Origin of the sequence: Glaciecola siphonariae (assembly GCF_042652645.1) — a bacterium.
GTDB classification, from domain to species: Bacteria; Pseudomonadota; Gammaproteobacteria; order Enterobacterales; family Alteromonadaceae; genus Glaciecola; species Glaciecola siphonariae.
The window spans coordinates 68026-83601 of sequence record NZ_JBHSGU010000029.1 but is presented as its reverse complement, the minus strand read 5'-3'; the positions used below and the strand labels follow the sequence as shown (position 1 = coordinate 83601).

The 15576-nt window shown below is 45.0% G+C and carries 13 protein-coding genes; 12 read left to right on the top strand and 1 reads right to left on the bottom strand.

What is annotated here, in order from left to right; all coding sequences use genetic code 11:
* Positions 1-41: 41 nt before the first annotated feature.
* From lon to ACFO4O_RS17095, 3 genes are all read left to right on the top strand, one after another.
* Complete coding sequence (gene lon / locus ACFO4O_RS17105) at positions 42-2387, top strand: endopeptidase La (protein ID WP_382410753.1); 2346 nt, start codon at positions 42-44, stop codon at positions 2385-2387.
* Positions 2388-2667: 280 nt separating this feature from the next.
* Complete coding sequence (locus ACFO4O_RS17100) at positions 2668-2940, top strand: HU family DNA-binding protein (protein ID WP_382410751.1); 273 nt, start codon at positions 2668-2670, stop codon at positions 2938-2940.
* 174 nt (positions 2941-3114) lie between these two features.
* On the top strand, positions 3115-5001 hold the full coding sequence (locus tag ACFO4O_RS17095; RefSeq protein ID WP_382410749.1) for a SurA N-terminal domain-containing protein: 1887 nt from the start codon (positions 3115-3117) through the stop codon (positions 4999-5001).
* Positions 5002-5464: 463 nt separating this feature from the next.
* Here ACFO4O_RS17095 and rpsT read toward each other — a convergent pair whose 3' ends face one another.
* Positions 5465-5728 (bottom strand): 30S ribosomal protein S20, encoded by a 264-nt coding sequence (gene rpsT / locus ACFO4O_RS17090; protein ID WP_382410747.1) that lies wholly within the window; start codon positions 5726-5728, stop codon positions 5465-5467.
* 317 nt (positions 5729-6045) lie between these two features.
* On the opposite strand from rpsT, the gene murJ reads away from it, so the two are divergent.
* The 9 genes from murJ to ACFO4O_RS17045 all read left to right on the top strand — a co-directional run bounded on the left by murJ (position 6046) and on the right by ACFO4O_RS17045 (position 15576).
* Positions 6046-7569, top strand: coding sequence for a murein biosynthesis integral membrane protein MurJ (gene murJ, locus ACFO4O_RS17085; RefSeq protein ID WP_382411123.1), 1524 nt, complete (start codon positions 6046-6048; stop codon positions 7567-7569).
* A 136-nt stretch (positions 7570-7705) separates the two neighbouring features.
* Complete coding sequence (ribF, locus tag ACFO4O_RS17080; protein ID WP_382410745.1) at positions 7706-8647, top strand: bifunctional riboflavin kinase/FAD synthetase; 942 nt, start codon at positions 7706-7708, stop codon at positions 8645-8647.
* A 14-nt stretch (positions 8648-8661) separates the two neighbouring features.
* Positions 8662-11469, top strand: a complete 2808-nt coding sequence (gene ileS, locus ACFO4O_RS17075) for an isoleucine--tRNA ligase (RefSeq protein ID WP_382410743.1) — start codon at positions 8662-8664, stop codon at positions 11467-11469.
* Complete coding sequence (gene lspA, locus ACFO4O_RS17070) at positions 11462-11959, top strand: signal peptidase II (RefSeq protein WP_382410741.1); 498 nt, start codon at positions 11462-11464, stop codon at positions 11957-11959. Before ileS ends, lspA begins: the two co-directional genes overlap by 8 nt.
* Positions 11952-12395, top strand: a complete 444-nt coding sequence (gene fkpB, locus ACFO4O_RS17065) for an FKBP-type peptidyl-prolyl cis-trans isomerase (RefSeq protein WP_382410739.1) — start codon at positions 11952-11954, stop codon at positions 12393-12395. The genes lspA and fkpB overlap by 8 nt, the downstream gene beginning before the upstream one ends.
* Positions 12396-12405: 10 nt before the next feature.
* Entirely contained in the window at positions 12406-13350 is a 945-nt protein-coding gene (gene ispH, locus ACFO4O_RS17060) for a 4-hydroxy-3-methylbut-2-enyl diphosphate reductase (RefSeq protein ID WP_382410737.1), read from the top strand.
* Positions 13351-13538: 188 nt separating this feature from the next.
* Positions 13539-14153 (top strand): type IV pilus modification protein PilV, encoded by a 615-nt coding sequence (gene pilV, locus ACFO4O_RS17055; RefSeq protein ID WP_382410735.1) that lies wholly within the window; start codon positions 13539-13541, stop codon positions 14151-14153.
* Positions 14150-15016: a PilW family protein gene (locus ACFO4O_RS17050; RefSeq protein WP_382410733.1), complete on the top strand. Its 867-nt coding sequence runs from the start codon at positions 14150-14152 to the stop codon at positions 15014-15016. Before pilV ends, ACFO4O_RS17050 begins: the two co-directional genes overlap by 4 nt.
* Positions 15013-15576: a PilX N-terminal domain-containing pilus assembly protein gene (locus ACFO4O_RS17045; RefSeq protein ID WP_382410731.1), complete on the top strand. Its 564-nt coding sequence runs from the start codon at positions 15013-15015 to the stop codon at positions 15574-15576. Before ACFO4O_RS17050 ends, ACFO4O_RS17045 begins: the two co-directional genes overlap by 4 nt.

The following is a 15576-nucleotide window of genomic DNA, read 5'->3' as shown; positions in this document are numbered from 1 at the left end:
ATCCCCATATAAATAAACATATAAAGCAATAAGAGAGAAAAATGACTGAGAGTACTTTACTCAGAGGTATGCCTGTACTGGCGTTGAGAGATGTCGTGGTATACCCGCACATGGTTATTCCTTTATTCGTGGGACGCGAAAAATCCATTCAATGCCTTGAAGCGGCGATGGATAACGATAAGAAAGTGTTTTTGGTTGCGCAAAAAGATGCGAGTGTTGACGAACCAGACACCAGTGATGTGTTCGAAATGGGCACCATCGCGACCATCCTCCAATTATTGAAACTTCCCGACGGCACGGTCAAAGTGCTGGTAGAGGGAAGCGTGCGCGCGCAAATGGATAAATTTACGTCTACCGACCCATTTTTTGTAGGGGACGTGACTGTACTCGACGACGAATTAATTGACGATTCAGAGCAAGAAGTTCTTATACGGTCGGCGGTTTCCCAATTTGAAGGTTACGTTAAACTCAATAAAAAAATTCCTCCAGAAGTGCTTACTTCACTAAACGGCATTGAAGATGCTGCTCGTTTGGCAGACACCATGGCGGCTCACATGCCATTGAAGCTAACTGAAAAGCAAAAAGTGCTTGAAATGCGAAGCGTGACAGCTCGTTTAGAATTTTTGATGGCCTTGATGGAAGGTGAAATTGACCTACTTCAGGTTGAAAAGAAAATTCGCACACGCGTTAAAAAGCAGATGGAAAAAAGTCAGCGCGAATACTATTTGAATGAGCAAATGAAGGCGATTCAAAAAGAATTGGGCGAGCTAGACGATGCGCCCGATGAATTTGAAGCGCTGGGCAAAAAGATTGCTGAAGCAAAAATGCCAGAAGAGGCCCAAGATAAAGCAAAGGCCGAACTCAGTAAGCTTAAAATGATGTCGCCAATGTCGGCGGAAGCAACCGTGGTGCGCTCCTACATCGACTGGCTAGTGTCAGTGCCGTGGCACAAACGCAGCGCAGTTAAGCGTGACTTGGGGCGCGCGGAAGATGTTTTAGATAGTGACCACTACGGCCTAGAAAAAGTAAAAGAAAGAATTTTAGAATACCTTGCGGTACAGCAGCGAGTTAAAAAGCTTAAAGGCCCAATTTTATGTTTAGTGGGTCCACCAGGAGTGGGTAAAACCTCTCTGGGGCAGTCTGTTGCAAAAGCCACCGGTCGCAAATACGTGCGAATGGCCCTAGGCGGCGTGCGTGATGAGGCTGAAATAAGAGGTCACCGCCGGACGTATATTGGTTCATTGCCCGGTAAGCTAATACAAAAAATGTCAAAAGTGGGAGTAAAAAACCCCCTCTTTTTGTTAGATGAGATAGACAAAATGTCATCAGATATGCGCGGCGATCCGTCTTCTGCTTTACTAGAGGTATTGGATCCTGAGCAAAACTCAACATTTTCAGACCACTATTTAGAGGTAGATTACGATTTGTCAGACGTTATGTTTGTTGCTACCTCTAATAGCATGAACATTCCCGGGCCTTTATTAGACAGAATGGAGGTTATTCGCCTATCTGGTTATACAGAAGACGAAAAACTGAATATTGCACAAAGGCATCTTATTGCTAAGCAAATATCTAGAAACGGCTTGAAAGATAAAGAACTGATAATTGAAGAGTCTGCGATCATTGGCGTCATTCGATATTATACGCGAGAGGCCGGTGTACGAAGCTTAGAGCGCGAGATTTCAAAAATCTGTCGTAAGGCGGTTAAAAATATATTGCTTAAAAAGGCAAAAGCCCCGGTTGTGGTCAATCAAGATAATCTGAAAGACTACTTAGGCGTACAACGCTTTGATTACGGCAAGGCAGATAAAAACAATCAGATAGGTCAAGTCACCGGACTTGCGTGGACAGAGGTAGGTGGTGATTTACTCACCATTGAAACCAGTGTTGTGCCAGGTAAAGGCAAAACGACGGCTACCGGTTCGCTGGGTGATGTAATGCAGGAGTCGATTAAAGCCGCGCAAACTGTTGTGCGCTCCAGAGCTGAAAAGCTGCGTATTAATCCTGATTTCTATGAGAAGCGTGATATTCATATTCATGTGCCGGAAGGCGCAACGCCAAAAGATGGACCAAGTGCTGGTATTGGCATGTGCACAGCGCTAGTGTCATCACTCACTGGTAATCCGGTACGATGTGATGTGGCTATGACGGGTGAAATTACGCTTCGAGGAGAAGTGCTCGCCATCGGTGGTCTTAAAGAAAAACTGCTGGCTGCGCATCGAGGCGGCATTAAAACAGTCATCATTCCTCATGAAAATGAGCGTGATTTAGAGGAAATTCCTGATAATGTGAAGGGTGATTTGCAAATTCACCCAGTGCGATGGATAGATGAAGTGCTAGATATTGCGCTAGCGAATCCGGTAGAAGCGGTGCAAGTGGCGTCATAAACTCGCTCTAATGCCTTATTTTTGACTGATTTTGAAAAAAAGTAACAAAAAGTACAAATTATTTAACTTTTTTTGGAAATAAGGTATTCACATACGCTGAAGTTATGCTACCTTTATACATATTCGCTTCAAGCCTTGAATACAAAGGGCTAGCAGGCGTTTTACAAAAAAGCAACAAGAGTTTACTACTTATCTTCACCAACGGATTAATATGTGATAGATAAGCAATTAACGTTAATTTTTTACAAGCAATATAATAACAAACGAAGGGGATCATATTGTGAACAAGTCTCAACTTATCGATCAAATCGCTGAAGGTGCAGATATCTCTAAAGCAGCCGCTGGCCGTGCTTTGGATTCATTTACTGACGCAGTAACTGCTGCTCTTAAAGATGGCGATCAAGTCGCTCTAGTTGGTTTCGGAACGTTTTCAGTTCGTGAACGTGCTGCTCGTAGCGGCCGTAACCCACAAACTGGCGAAACTATCCAGATTTCAGCTGCTAAAGTACCTTCTTTCAAAGCTGGTAAAGCATTAAAAGACGCTTGCAACTAAGTTCATAAATCTTAAAATTTTGAAAGGCGATGGATTCCATCGCCTTTTTTTATTGTCTAAAGGGTTAAAATCTCGCGTATCTCGTTGAGTATAGGTATAATCTGCGCCCATGTTTCAGTGGTATATGACAAGTTCATCAAGTATGAGCCGTAAATTAAAAGGTTGTGTAAAACAATGTTAGAAAGAATTCGTGAAGGCATACAAGGACCGTGGGCAATCGCTATTGTAGCGCTAATTGTGGTTAGCTTTGTATTTACCGGTGTAGGCGGTTACTTATCATCTTCAGCGACTACTGCGGTGGCCGTGGTTAACGACAAAGAGATTGATGCATCCTCATTAGACTTAGCTTATCAAAATGAGCGAGCAAGAATGGAAGCGCAGTTTGGAGATGCAATTGCCAGCTTATTCGCCAATGAAAGCTATTTAGCAGACTTTAGACAGGGCGTACTTGACCGACTAGTGAATGAAGAGTTGATTGCGCAAAAGGCAGATGAGTTAGGCTTACGAGTAGGAGATGCGCAAATTCGTGAAACGATTGTACAACTACCTGAGTTCCAAATTGCCGGTCAGTTCAACAATGATGTCTACAATAGCGCACTTCAACGTGCGGGCTATACTCCAAGTGAGTTTGCTGAATATATGCGTGTTCAAATGACTCGCCAACAGTTAGTGCAGGCTCTGAATGGTTCGACCTTCGATGTCGAAGCCTTGGTATCACAAACTTTGAAAATTCGTCAGCAAACACGTGATGTGGCCGTGCTTGAAGTAAGTGCTGAGACTTACCTAGATTCAGTTGTTTTAAGTGAAGAGGATATTTTGGCGTATTACAACGACAACTTAAGTCAGTACGACACCGAAGAGCAGGTTAAATTAGCTTACGTTAGCCTTTCGGTAAACGATTTGCTGGCGCAGGTAGAGGTCAATGATGAGGAAGTCCGCGCCCTTTACGAGGAGCAAATTGCTCTTTATGAAACGCCAGAGAAGCGCAGTGTTTCACATATATTAATCGAGACCCAAGACGACGCCGATGCCGCTCGTGAGCAGGCTCAAGGTATTTTGCTTGAGCTACAAAACGGTGCCGATTTTGCGGCACTTGCAGAAGAAAAATCAAACGATATTGTAAGCGCTGAAAACGGCGGCGAGTTAGGTGAAGTAAACCCAGGCGACTATCCAGAAGAATTCGAACAAGCCGTTTTCGCATTGAGCGAAGAGGGGCAGCTCTCCGATGTTGTTGAGACTGAATTTGGGTTTCACATTATAAAGCTTGATGAGTTTACAGCATCAACCACCACACCGTTTGAAGAGCTTGCTGACACTCTTAAGCAGGATATGCTGACTAATCGTGCAACAGATTTGTTCTTTGAGAAACAAAACGAAATGCAGCGCTTAGCCTTTGAAGTGCCCGATACACTAGATGAGCTTGCATCTGCTGTGGGCAGACCTGTGTTTGAAACGACATTGTTTAGCGCAGCACGTTATCCTTCGGCTGTTAATTTCCCGCAGGTTGAAAATGTCGCCTTTTCGCCAGAACTTATCGATGAGAGGGTTAACAGCGAATTATTGCAAGTGGCCGACGATAAAGTGATGGTTGTGCGCGTTATTGAACATGAGCCAGAGCGTACGCTTAGCCTCGACGAAGTGCGTGCATCAATAGAGTCGAATTTGCGCGCAGATAAGGCACAAACTGCCGCATTGGAATGGGCGCAGTCGCTTCAGGCGAAAATGTATGCCGGCGAAGATATACAAAGTATGTTAGATGAAAAATCGCTTCAATGGGAAACGCAAAACCAAATGAGCCGAACCAGCAATGCCCTAGCATCAGAACTGATTGATGCGGCATTTTCACTGAGTACAGACGAGAATAACAATTCGTCTGTAATTACCATGAACAATGGTAACGTAGGCGTAATAAAGCTTGAAAAAGTTAATCCTGTTGAGCAATTGAGTGCTGAGGAAGTAGAGTCAGCCCAACAACAGTTTGCCGGCCAAGAGGCTCAGCGCACCTATCAAAACTTTGTAGAGGCGCTTAGAGCGAATGCTGATATTCAGCTTATTAACTAAACGCATAGCCAAATAAATGCGAAAAGCCCCAATGAGAATTGGGGCTTTTTTTTGCCGCGTTATTTGCTTAGCAACATAGCCAAAGTAAAAAATACTAATACCACAGAAGAAATAACGATAATGTAGACAAAGCCTTGTTTGCCTTGCGCTAATGAATATCCTCGAACGCTCAGATAGCTATACCAAATAAGACAGAGGACAACAGGGATTAAAAAAAGAAATTTAAACATTCATGGTCCAAGGTGATGACTCTATTGATGGTTACGTAAAAACTGCTCGTAAGGCTTAAAGTGGCATAGCAACATATGCGTCTGGTTTAAGCAATTAGTTAAAGCAACTAGTTTAAGCAATATTCGCGGTAACATTTGCAGCGACATTCCCGGCAATAATGCGCTTTGCACCTTTTGTAAATTTTAGGCAATAAAAAACCGGCAAAAGCCGGCTTTTTAAATACTTGAAACGCTTATGCAATCGCTTTAATTTGGGCGTTTAGACGGCTCTTATGACGAGCAGCTTTATTCTTATGAATAAGGCCTTTAGTTGCCATTCTGTCTAACACTGGAACTGCAGCGGTGAATGCGGCTTGCGCAGCTTCTTTATTGCCTGCTTCGATAGCGGCAACAACTTTCTTAATGCAAGTACGCGTCATTGAGCGACGGCTTGCATTATGCTGGCGACGCTTTTCAGCTTGAATTGCACGTTTCTTAGCAGACTTGATGTTAGCCAAGGTGTAACTCCTAAATAAATTCATGTCAAAATTGAGGGTGCGGATTATCTAGTTATTTGAAGATTTTGTCAATTGAACTGACGAAATTAATCATAATTAAAATTAAAAGGCGATAAAAACACAGTCGCTCACCTAGCGCATGTTGCTTACGAACGCATCACTGCATCGGCAAGCAAGGGTCTATATCGCTAGTCGCATAAAAGTTGGTTATACTCCACCCACCAGAATCTGTGCGGTGCGCACTAGGCTCATCAAATACGGCAAGGAAGTAAACGTTGGCGAAAAGACTACTTAAAGCAGGCATCATTGTAAGTGCAATGACAATGATCTCGCGGGTGTTAGGCTTGGTGCGCGACGTTGTTATTGCCTATATCCTCGGCGCCGGTGCGGCGGCTGATGTGTTTATATTTGCTAATAAAATTCCTAATTTTCTTCGTCGGCTTTTTGCAGAGGGCGCTTTTGCGCAGGCATTTATTCCGGTGTTAACCGAGGTGCATGAAAAAGGCGACGAGGCGCAATTAAAAGACTTTGTGGCAAAAGTATCGGGCACGCTTGGAGTCATTGTCTTTGTTACCGCGATTTTAGGCGTGTTGGGTTCGTCTGGTTTGGCCGCATTGTTCGGTATGGGCTGGTTTATTGATTATCTCAATGACGAGCCTGGTGGTGAAAAATTTGAGCTGGCGTCTTTAATGCTCAAAATTACATTCCCATACATCTTTTTTATTAGTCTAACCGGTTTTGCCGGTGCAATTTTAAATACGCTTAACAAGTTCGCGGTCGCTGCGTTCACCCCTGTTCTGCTAAATATATCTATTATCGCCTGTGCGTATTTTTTATCTGACAGTTTTTCGGTTCCTTCTTTTGCCCTTGCTTGGGGAGTATTTATAGGCGGTCTGGTTCAACTTGCCTTCCAGCTTCCGTTTTTGTTTAGAGTCGGTTTACTCATCAAGCCAAAGTGGGGTTGGCATGACCCTAACGTAGCTAAAGTTCGCAAGCTTATGATCCCCGCATTATTTGGTGTATCGGTAAGCCAAATTAACCTCTTGCTCGACACAATGATTGCGAGTTTTTTAATGACCAATGCGATAAGCTGGCTATATTACTCTGATAGGTTGCTCGAGTTTCCGCTTGGGCTCTTCGGGATTGCCATTGCTACCGTCATTCTGCCTACGCTGTCGCGCAACCACGTGCAGTCTGACAAAGACGGATTTGCGGCTAATATCGACTGGGCGGTTAAATTAATTGCATTTATGGGAGTACCGGCAGCGGCGGCTTTGTTCGTGCTGGCAATGCCTTTAATGCTGGTGATTTTCCAACGTGGTGAATTTACTATACAAGACAGTCATATGGCTTCGTTAAGTTTAATGGCTTATTCGGCAGGTCTTTTCTCATTTATGCTGGTAAAAGTTTTTGCGCCAGCGTTTTACAGCCGCCAAGACACCAAAACGCCGGTAAAATATGGCATCATTACCATGGTAGCAAACATGGTGTTTAACTTAATTTTAGCCGTTCCATTTGGCTATGTAGGGCTGGCAATGGCCACGGCAATATCAGGTACACTCAATGCCTTATTGCTGTATCTGCGTTTGTCGCGCCAAGGCGTATACCGCGTATCGGCTCAAACATGGTGGTTTATGGTGAAAATTAGCGCTGCCACCATCGCTATGGTTAGCGCCATATATTGGTATTCTCTGCGCGTAGATTGGCATGCATTGGCGTTTTCTGGCCGTGCGTTTGAGTTAGCGTGTATCGTCGCCCTCGGACTTGTCAGCTATGCACTTGCGGGCGTGATTTTTGGCCTTCGGCCCGCAGATTTTGTTAGCAAGGTCAAAGTGCGCTAAAAAGCCTTTAAAATCCTAGATAAATAAGCGCAAATGCCATTGGTAATGCATCCGTAGTCGTTTATAATCAAGCGCTTTGTAACCGTCTTTTCAGGTTATGCTTGTTGAGCATATAGGTAATTAAGTAGATTTATTCGTGGATTTAATTAGAGGCATTCATAATATCAAATCGTCCGACTATGGATGCGCTCTTACTATCGGTAAATTCGACGGCGTGCACAAAGGCCATCAAGCCGTTTTACGAAACTTAGTCGCAAAGGCCCATGACCTGGGTGTCCCGTCGGCTGTTATGGTGTTTGAGCCGCAGCCTGAAGAAGTGTTTGCACCGCTTTTAGCGCCTGCAAGACTATCAAGGTTGCGCGATAAATATGAGGCGCTCAAAGCGCTGGGCATAGACCGTTTAATCTGTGTGAATTTTTCCCGCGCTTTTGCCGCGCAGTCTCCACAAGAGTTTGTACACGACTTGCTAGTACAAAAACTCGGCATTAAATTTTTAGTGGTTGGCGATGACTTTCGCTTTGCGCATCAACGAGCAGGCGATTTTACTTATTTACAAAAAGCAGCGCTAGCTTATGACTTTGACGTGGTCAGCACGCAAAGTTTTAGAATGGACGACTGCCGAATTAGCTCAACGGCAATCAGAGAGGCGTTAAGCGCCAGTAATTTTGAACGTGCATCGTCAATGTTAGGGCACCCATATTGTATATCAGGGAAGGTAGTGCACGGTGAAAAAAACGGCCGCACGATTGGCTTTCCAACGGCAAATATACTGCTTCGTCGACATAAAACTCCGCTGCATGGTGTGTTTGCGGTTAAAGTCCATATATATGATAAGGGCGAGAAAGCGACCTACGGCGGCGTGGCGAATCTCGGGAGTCGACCAACGCTTGATGGGCAACGCCTGCAATTAGAAACGCATATTTTTGATTTCTCGGATAACCTCTATGCTAGGCGTATTTACGTTGAGTTTATTGGTAAAATCCGAGACGAGGCAAAGTTTGATAACTTTGCGCAACTAACACAACAAATTAAAAACGACGCTGAGCAGGCAAAAGCTTATTTAGCGGACAATAGATAACAATGGAAAATAAAATGAGTGAATACAAGTCAACGCTAAACTTGCCTGAAACAGCGTTTCCCATGCGCGGCAACTTGGCTCAGCGTGAGCCTCAAATGCTAAAACAATGGACCAGCAAAGATTTGTATCAAAAAATTCGTGACGCAAGGCAGGGCGCAACGCCTTTTATCTTGCACGATGGTCCTCCTTACGCGAATGGCGATATTCACATTGGTCATGCGGTTAATAAAATTCTAAAAGACATCATTGTTAAATCAAAAACGCTCTCGGGCTTTGATGCGCCATATGTTCCGGGCTGGGATTGTCACGGTTTGCCCATCGAGCTAATGGTTGAAAAGAAAGTCGGTAAGCCCGGTAAAAAAGTCACGGTGGCCGAGTTTAGAGAAAAGTGTCGAGCTTATGCACAGCGACAAATAGACGGTCAATGCGCGGATTTTATTCGTTTGGGTGTGTTAGGTAATTGGAAAAATCCTTACAAAACGATGGAGTTTAGTTCTGAGGCTAACATCATCCGAGCACTTGCTAAAATTGTGACATCGGGTCATCTTGAAAAGGGCTTCAAACCCGTTCATTGGTGCACCGATTGCGGGTCTGCACTTGCAGAAGCCGAGGTTGAGTATCAAGATAAAGTATCGTCTGCCATTGACGTTGCCTTTGCGGTGGTCGACACCGATAAAGCCTCAGTAGCCTTTTCTGCGGATGCAAGCGTAGCCAAAATCGTTATCTGGACAACCACGCCATGGACTATTCCTGCAAACCGCGCAATTAGTCTGCATCCTGAACTTGAGTATGTTTTGGTAAGCGCTAACAAAGACGGCCAGAACCATCAATATATCGTTGCAGATGAGTTGCTAGAAAGCTGCATGTCGCGATACGCAATAAGCGATTTTAAAGTCCTTGCAAAGTGCCAAGGCAAAGCGCTTGAGAGCGTCATGGTTAAACACCCTCTGCTCGATTTAGAAGTGCCACTGATTTTGGGTGAGCACGTTACCACCGAGTCAGGTACTGGCGCAGTGCATACCGCTCCAGCGCATGGTGTAGACGATTTCAATGTGGGCAAACTTTACGACATAGAAGTGTACAACCCTGTTGGTGCAAATGGCGTTTATTTAGATAATACGCCTCACTTCGCAGGTCAGCACGTATTCAAAGCAAATCAAAACATCATAGAAGCCTTAGAGCAAGCGCAAGCCTTGGTCTTGAACGTTAAATATGAACACAGCTATCCGCATTGCTGGCGTCATAAAACTCCCATCATCTTCAGAGCCACGCCTCAGTGGTTTATCAGTATGGATAAACAAGGTTTGCGTGAAGCATCAATCAAAGAGATTGAAAAAACGAAATGGATACCTGATTGGGGACAAAATCGCATCACCAGCATGGTTGAAGGGCGTCCAGATTGGTGTATCTCACGTCAGCGCACTTGGGGTGTGCCAATTGCTTTGTTTATCCATAAGCAAAGCGGGGAACTTCACCCCGACAGCGCCGAGATCATGGAAAAGGTTGCGCTGGAAGTCGAAAAATCGGGTATTCAGGCTTGGTGGGATATTTCGGCTGAAACACTTATTGGCAGTGATGCCGCACACTACGATAAAGTCACCGATACGCTGGATGTATGGTTTGATTCAGGCGTGACGCATTATTTTGTGGTTGACCAACGAGACGATATCCCGGCTTCGGCTGATTTATACCTAGAGGGCTCAGATCAGCACAGAGGTTGGTTTATGTCATCTCTGATGAGCTCAGTAGCCATGCATGGTCATGCGCCCTATAAAGAGGTGCTCACACACGGCTTCACGGTAGATGCCAACGGCAAAAAAATGTCTAAGTCTTTAGGTAACGTGATTGCGCCGCAAGAGGTCACAAACAAATTAGGCGCAGACATTCTCAGATTGTGGGCTGCTTCTACCGACTACCGCGGTGAAATGACCGTGTCGGATGAAATACTCAAACGTTCAGCGGATGCATATCGTCGTATTCGTAATACCTGTCGTTTCTTATTAGCTAATCTAAATGGTTTTAACCCAGCCACCGACACGGTTGATGTGAAAGATATGGTTGCGCTAGACGCTTGGATGGTATCGCGCACACAAAAGATTCAAGCGCAGATAACCGAAGCTTATAATAACTACGATATGTTAATTGTTTGCCAGTCATTAATGCAGTTTTGTTCAATTGAGCTTGGTAGTTTTTATTTAGATATCATAAAAGACCGCCAGTATACCGCAAAGTCAGATAGCGTGGCCCGCCGCTCATGTCAAACCGCGCTTCATTACATTGTTGAGGCGCTGGTGCGCTGGATGGCGCCTATCATGAGCTTTACCGCACAAGAGGTGTGGGAGGCTATGCCCGGAGAGCGCGATGAGTTTGTATTTACAGACACATGGTTTACGCAATTTCCGCAGGTTGAAAATGCCATGGATGACGATTTTTGGCAGTCTATTATCAGCATTAAAACCGACGTGAATAACGCGCTTGAACAGGCTCGTAAAGAAAAGGTAATAGGTAGCTCACTAGAGGCAAAAGTGACGCTGTATGTTAGCCCTACTATAAAAACACAATTGGCACAGCTAGAAAATGAACTTCGCTTTGTGTTGATAACCTCTGAAGCTAGCGTTGACGATATTGCTAATCGTTGTGCTGAATCTGTGTTGAATGATGATGGCACGATGGCTGTGTTAGTATCACCCGCGGCAGGCAGCAAGTGCACGCGCTGCTGGCATATTAAGGAAGAGCTTGGAAGCGATCCTAAACATCCTGAGCTGTGTAACAGATGTATCGAAAATGTAGACGGTTCTGGAGAGCTCAGACGTTATGCCTAAGTTAATTAGTGACACGGGTCTCAGGTTTGCTTGGATAAGCCTCATTGCGATTGTGCTTGACCAGTGGACTAAGCAAGCGGTAGTGAGCTCAATGGATTTGTATCAATCGATACAGCTCACTCCATTTTTTAATTTAACCTATGTGCATAATTATGGTGCTGCGTTTAGTATTCTTTACGATGCGGGCGGATGGCAGCGATACTTTTTAAGTGCTCTGGCCTTAATTGTGAGCGCAGTTATTGTATGGTGGCTGCGCAAGTCACCGAAAGAACAGGTGCTTCTGCCAGTCGCCTTTAGTTTTATTTTGGGTGGCGCAATTGGTAACGTGCTCGACCGGATTCTGCACGGCTATGTCATCGACTTTTTGGATTTCTACTACGGGTCGTATCACTGGCCTGCGTTCAACGTGGCTGACTCAGCCATTTTTATTGGCGCGGCGCTGTTGATAATTGATATGTTTGTTAATAAAGAGACAAAAGATAATGAGTGAATCTGCACAGCAAATAGGCGAAAAGAGCCAAGTAATTTTGCATTTTGATCTAAAGCTAAATGATGGTTCAGCAGTGGATAGCACTCGTGTAAACAACAAGCCAGCTAAAATGGTAATGGGTGACGGCAGCCTCACCCCTAATTTTGAAAAATGTTTGCTTGGATTGAGCGTTGGTGATAAAAAAGCGTTTAGTATCAATGCGAACGACGCGTTTGGCATGCCAAACCCTGATAATATCTATCACGTCGATAGAACCAAGTTTGCATCGGACGCAGAGTTGAAGGAAGGCATGATCATGGGCTTTGCCCAACCCGACGGCAGTGAAGTTCCTGGCATCATCAGGAGCGTCGCTGGACATTCGGTCACGGTTGATTTCAATCATCCTCTTGCCGGACAAGATGTGATTTTTGATGTAGAGATTATAGACGTTAAATAGGAAGATAGACGTGCAAATACATTTAGCGAATCCACGAGGGTTTTGTGCCGGGGTAGACAGGGCAATTACTATTGTGGAGCGTGCACTTGAGATATTTGGCCCTCCTATTTACGTGCGTCATGAGGTTGTTCATAACAAGTTTGTGGTTGATGGTTTAAAAGCTCGTGGTGCGCATTTTGTAGATGAACTTAGCGAAGTGCCAGACGACGCTATTGTGATTTTTTCAGCGCACGGCGTGTCGCAAAAAGTACGCGCTGATGCAGACGAACGTGGCTTAAAAGTATTTGATGCAACATGCCCGCTAGTGACAAAAGTGCATATGGAAGTGATGCGTGCAAGCAAGCGCGGCACTGAATGTATATTGATTGGACACCAAGGTCACCCTGAGGTTGAGGGTACTATGGGGCAATATAGCAATGCCAAGGGCGGCATTTATTTGGTTGAATCAATCAGCGATGTTGAAACGCTTGAAGTGAATAATCCAGATGAATTATATTATTGTAGCCAAACCACACTGTCGGTGGACGATACCGCTGAAGTGATTGAGGCATTGAGACAGAAGTTTCCGAAGATAGATGGTCCGCGCAAAGACGACATATGTTACGCTACTCAAAACAGGCAAGATGCTGTGCGCGAACTAGCGGAAGACTGCGAGGTATTACTTGTTGTAGGTGCTCAAAATAGCTCTAACTCTAATCGCCTGAGAGAGTTGGCCCAAAAAATGGGCGCAAAGGCGTACTTAATTGCGGATAAAGAGTGCATACAAAAAGAATGGATTAAAGATGCCCAGCATGTGGGAGTAACAGCAGGTGCTTCGGCTCCTGAAGTGTTGGTACAAGGAGTGGTAGATAAATTAATTCAGTGGGGAGCAACTCATTCAAATGAGCGTCCCGGTCGTCCTGAAAATATTGAGTTTGCAGTGCCAAAGGAATTGCGCGTAAAGCAAGTGCTTTAACTGATGTGAATATTTTCAGTTTAGAAACTAGCCTCTTGTACGGTTCAGTTCCAGATTTAATACCTTAGACTCAATCAAAATAACCATTAATTGAACAATGCCGATATAGTGTTTATATGGCAGAACTTTATGTGTTGACGATGTGTAATCAAAATGTGTTGACTGGCTTTACAGAAAAAGGAAGAACTTTGAAGCGACAAACTGGCGTTGGCATGATTGAAGTGCTAATCACTCTTTTTATCCTATCAATAGGCTTGTTAGGCGTTGCGTCTATGCAGTTTATTGGTTCGTTTTCTAACAAAGACGCATTATCGCGCACCCAAGCGGTTATGGTAGCGCAGCAAATGAGTGAGCGACTGCGCGCCAGCGTTGTGCCCTCACTTAGTTCTGACGGATTTGTGGTAAGTAATCAATATTTTGAAGCGAACAATTATAATTTCTCCGGCTTAGCGTGCCCAGGCAACAATCCCTTCCAATGCTTTTGTCTTGCCATACCAGCGGCAGTGACAGACTGCCAAGCAAACACCTGTACTGCTGACCAAATCGCGCAGTTTGATGCATATCAGATGTCTTGCGCCGCCGTTGAGTCAAACCCAAATGCGACAATTTCCGTTACTTGCGATGATAAAATTGCAGGCGATGGTGACGCATGCTCTGCAGGGTCTATTCATTCAATTGTTGTAAGCTGGCCTTCTGTTGGTTGGCGCGATGGGGCGGCAGGTAGTGCGAGGGTTGAGAATGCAAACTGCAATGCGGGCGGTGCAACGGGCAACGATTGCGTAATACTGCAGGTGGGACTATGACTATTCCAACACACAAATCGAAAGGTTTTACGCTTGTAGAATTAATGATTTCGCTAGCGCTTGGTCTGATCATTTCAGGCGCAATTATTCAAATACTGGTGAGTAACAGCACAACCGATGCCCTTAATCGCGCGATTGCTAGCACGCAAGAAAGCGGCCGCTTTATTGTATCTCGAATGCGCCAAGAGCTTATGATGACGGGATTGTACGACGCAATGGACCCAAATTTGAGTTCATTGGTGGATAACGTTGAAGAAGAGGCTTTTGTGCGCAGTCACCCTGTGCCCGTTCCTGGGGACTTTGTATCCAATGCCCTTTTAGGTGCTCGGCAGGGCGTAGGCGGCGCGAACGATACTTTAGTTATTAGCCTTCAGGCTGAACGAGACTGCAGAGGATTTACCTTAGGCTATCCTGCTAACGAAGAATTTTATGTGGTCAACGAGTACTTTGTTAATAATGGCAGATTGTTGTGCAGGGGCTTTGACGGCCGAGTGTTAAGAGGACAAAAAGCGCCTGCTGCTAACGCAGGTGATGCGGCGTTCACGCTTTTAGATAATGTGCTCAGCTTTCAAGTACTCTATGGAATTACCGACCCGAACGACCCTGACCGTCGCACCATTCCAATTCGTTATATCGATGCATCTGCACTTGCGGCCGCGTATGCTGCTAATGCTCAGGTAGTTACCATTCGATTAGCCATTGTTATCAGAGGCGACGCCGATGTTAATTTAGACGCGCCAGCCACATTTACACTTTTAAATGAAGCCCAGATAACCGCGCCTGACAATGGCTATTACAGGGCCTTTGAAACCACAGTTACACTTCGCAATATGAGAAATTTTGCTAGAGGAAATATGTTATGAGTAATCAAAAGGGATTGGTGATGGTGTTTGCACTGTTAGTCTTGCTATCTATCACGATTTTAGGCGTATCGTCTGTGTCGAGTAGCTTACTGCAGACTAAAATGGCCTCTTCACTCGAGCGTAAGTCTCTAGCGTTTGATGCTGCCGAAGCGGCTCTTGCTGGCGTGGTATTTGAAGCTGAGGATAGAACAGTACTGAGTAATCCCGCCACTGTAGATGCATTATCACAAGCTCGTTCTATTGCGCCATTAGATTTAACAGTTGATGAACTAAGCTGCGCAGATGCGAACCGCGTGCGCCGAGAAGTCACTTCGAATGGAATGACAGTGAGCACCGTACACGATGCGGCTGCTCAGTTTAGCGGCAATGGAGATGTAGATAGCTGGTCGCAGACCGCATTTGTGCGCGAGCAAGCTTGTCGAGGCTCTAGCGCCGTAATAAGTGGTTCTAATGTAACGTGTCATATGTTTATTGTGCGTGGCTGCGGGCAAACCGCCGGTAGCAGCTATACAGTAGCAAATACAATGACGGCGTCAGTTTTCGCGCCCGCCGCGAACTAG